Genomic DNA, 1,062 nt, shown 5'->3' with positions numbered 1-1,062 from the left:
TGCCGCTGTAGCGGATATCGAAATAGGCCTCGTCCGAAAGGACGTAGAGGTCGTGCCTGAGAGCCAGCTCCGCAATCGCCTCAAGTTCCCTCCGGGAGCACTCGTGGCCGGTCGGATTCTGAAGATCGTTCAGGATAAGCAGTCTGGTATTCGGAGTGATCGCGCGCCTGAGCGAATCCATGTCGAGAGCAAAGTTGTCCCTTTGTTCGACATAGGTATAAGGAACCGCCTTGCCGCCGTGAAACTCGATCTGCGACTCATAGATCGGGTAGCCTGGATTGGGATAAAGCACCTCGTCTCCCGGGTTCATCAGGGCCATGATGAACTTGCCTATGACGGGTTTGCCGCCGGGCTGAATGACGATGTTCTCGGCGGTGTAGCGTGTGCCGTGAGAACCATTGATGTCGGTTGCAATCACCTCTCTCAGTTGAGGCACACCGGCATTTTGGCAGTAGCAGGTTTTGCCGTCATGGATGGCCTTCATCGTGGCATCCACAATGTTTTGAGGAGTCGGGATATTCATGTCGCCGAGATGGAAGGCGTACACCTGATGCCCCTGTGCCGCAAAGGCGGAGGCTTCCGCAGAAACCGAGAAAGCGGTCTCCGTTCCAAGACGGGAGATGCGGTCTGCAAACGTGGTCATGATTCACCTTGAGCCAAGGGGCCACTGTCTAAGCGATCACCCTTCGCATTCCATTCTTTAAGTACAATTGAGAATATCGCCTTACACCCATCGTTTCAATACTTAAAACCGGGTCCGCCGACATCTGCCCGGTCATGGAAATTGACCGAAAAGGCATACAGGTATATCCTCGATCCAAACCAGTGGAGCGTTTTCGCGAAACCGATTGTCACCCAATCGGGATGGGATTTCCGCGAGACACCATTCACCTTCAGCAGGGCCATTCTCACCAGGATCCTGCCAAGGCTCCAGCAACCTGCTATTGGACAGGGGTGAATTTCGGGATACTGAACCCCTCCTTTCTGTCCTCCCAGACAACCCGGACAGTCATGCCGCATCTTATCAGACGATGATCGCAGCCGACGAGATTGGAAAGGAAG

At 54.2% G+C, this 1,062-nt stretch carries 1 protein-coding gene; it reads right to left on the bottom strand.

The annotated features are described in order from the left end of the window. On the bottom strand, positions 1 to 643 hold a 643-nt coding region (locus CVU60_17965), incomplete at its 3' end, for an aspartate aminotransferase (protein ID PKN39988.1). Between the last annotated feature and the right edge of the window lie 419 nt (positions 644 to 1,062).

The organism is Deltaproteobacteria bacterium HGW-Deltaproteobacteria-18 (genome assembly GCA_002841885.1).
Taxonomy (GTDB): domain Bacteria; phylum Desulfobacterota; class Desulfovibrionia; order Desulfovibrionales; family Desulfomicrobiaceae; genus Desulfomicrobium.
Note: the sequence above shows the minus strand (reverse complement) of the source record. Positions and strands in the feature narration are given on the sequence as shown.